This window comes from Alishewanella tabrizica (genome assembly GCF_014652375.1).
In the GTDB taxonomy this organism is placed as follows: Bacteria; Pseudomonadota; Gammaproteobacteria; order Enterobacterales; family Alteromonadaceae; genus Alishewanella; species Alishewanella tabrizica.
This window is the reverse complement of the sequence record NZ_BMYR01000029.1, coordinates 1-1,952: the sequence shown is the minus strand read 5'-3', so window position 1 is coordinate 1,952 and position 1,952 is coordinate 1. Positions and strand designations below refer to the sequence as shown.

The window sequence follows — 1,952 nt, the reverse complement described above, 5'->3', positions numbered from 1 at the left end:
ACTGGTGCTCTTTCGTCGAATACCGACGCCAGATACAGTAATCCCTCACGACAGTGCGGGCAATGCCAGCAGGGTATTACTTTTTCAGTCATCTTTGCCTCAGCTTTAGCTTTACGCGGCGCTTCCTGCTGCCTGATTATCGCCAGCTTTCGCTTGCGGCAACGATTCGCCAACACACCATAGTGCCGGATACGCATAAAACCTTTAGGAAGCACATGGCTCAGGTAACGGCGGATAAACTCACAACCGCTCAGCGTCATCACTTTACGCTTATTGCCATCCTGATAGTCACGGTAATTAAAGCTCACGCCCTCTGTGCCAATTCGCTGCAAGCGGCTTTCATGCAACACGCCTTTTCGCGTGTAACGCGCAAGATAACGTAATACTGTCTCGGGTTTACATAAGCACGCTTTGCTAAACACCGTCCAGGGTTTTGCTAGCAAGGTATCCTTGTCTGGGATACACAATTGCGCATCCCGCAGCTGCTGTAGCATCTTTGCTCTGAACACCGTCGATAGCGCTTTTACCGGAAACAAGTAACCTTTATCTATCACCTGCCAGCGCGCAGTTGTACTTAAGATACCACCAGGGATTAAACAGTGCAGGTGGATATGCTGAGTGAGCGACTGTCCCCAAGTATGCAAAACAGCCGTCATGCCCAACTCGCCTGCGGTTTTTCTATGTCGTTGGGCGAACGTGCTGAGTGTTTGCCACACCGCATTAAACAGGCTTTTATAAAGCTGCTCTGGTGCATACTGACTAATCACATTCAGCTCATGCGGCAGCGTAAACACCAGATGGAAGTATTTCACCTGTAATAGATTGGCAGCCTGTGCTTCTATCCATTCTCGGGTTCGCTGCCCCTGACAGCGCGGGCAATGTCTGTCACGACAGGAGCAGTACACCACTTGTTGCTGATGACAGTTATCACATTGCCATAGCTGCTGACCTAAAGCAGGCGTTCGACACGCCATAATGTGTTTACAAGCCGCTTGCTGCTGCCAATTTAATACATGATGTTGCTGATAGTCTGCTAAAAACTGCGCCAGAACGTCACTTACATGCAGGCTCATGATACAACCCAACCCGCCAATAAATCTCTGGCACCACTACCCATCTCAGGTAGCCAGTGTAAATAGCGTTGAGTGGTTTTAATGTCAGTATGGCCTAGCTGATTTTGTAGTTCATACAATGGCATACCCGCAATCAACTGATGTGTCGCGTAAGCATGCCGTAAGCTGTGGATGCTGCACCCACTCGGTACACCTGCTGCCCGAACTGCTAGCTTAAATTGCTTAGTTATACAACTATTAGACATCGGTATATCCATACCTCGACCGGAATAAAACAAGTAGTCTCTAGGCCGATATAACAGCCAGTACTCACGAAGCAAGTTAAGTACTGCTGGGGATAGCACGACATACCTGTCTTTGTTACCTTTACCGGCAACAACTTTAAGCGTGCTTCTCTGGCCATCAATATCCGTAACTTTGGTGTGAATAAGCTCCATTAGCCTCAAACCCGTGCCATAATAAGTCATTAACATAAAACGATGCTTTATGTCGGGACAAAGTGAAATAACCAGCTGCACCTCGGTCGGCTTTAATATCACCGGCGCTTTAACCGGTCGCCTTGATAAGGGCTTGGTGATCGTAATCTCTTTGTGTAATACCGTTTTAAAAAAGAAACAAATTCCATTGAGCTGAACGTGAATAGTACTTCGAGCTAACTGCTTCTCTAACGTCAGATATCTGAAATACCGTTCTAACTGCTCCTCGGTAATGGTATCTGGACGCTGATGGTAGTGACGACTTAACTGCTCAACAGCATACAGGTAAGTTTCTTCAGTTCTTTTGGCAAGGCCGCGCAACCGACATTCATCGATCATTGCCTGACGTAACGGGGTCATGGTGATTCTCCGGTTGAATTGGGAACATTCCCGGAGTAAGTGT

At 47.6% G+C, this 1,952-nt stretch carries 2 protein-coding genes; both read right to left on the bottom strand.

The annotated features are described in order from the left end of the window. A partial coding sequence (locus IE070_RS16470; protein ID WP_229797119.1) for an IS91 family transposase occupies positions 1-1,073 on the bottom strand: 1,073 nt, incomplete at its 3' end. After that, positions 1,070-1,909, bottom strand: coding sequence for a tyrosine-type recombinase/integrase (locus tag IE070_RS16465; protein ID WP_189484279.1), 840 nt, complete (start codon positions 1,907-1,909; stop codon positions 1,070-1,072). The genes IE070_RS16470 and IE070_RS16465, both read right to left, overlap by 4 nt. Positions 1,910-1,952: the final 43 nt, after the last annotated feature.

Excerpts from the sequence above, each read along its gene's own strand:
- IE070_RS16465 (WP_189484279.1), bottom strand. The coding sequence starts at position 1,909 with ATGACCCCGTTACGTCAGGCAATGATCGATGAATGTCGGTTGCGCGGC.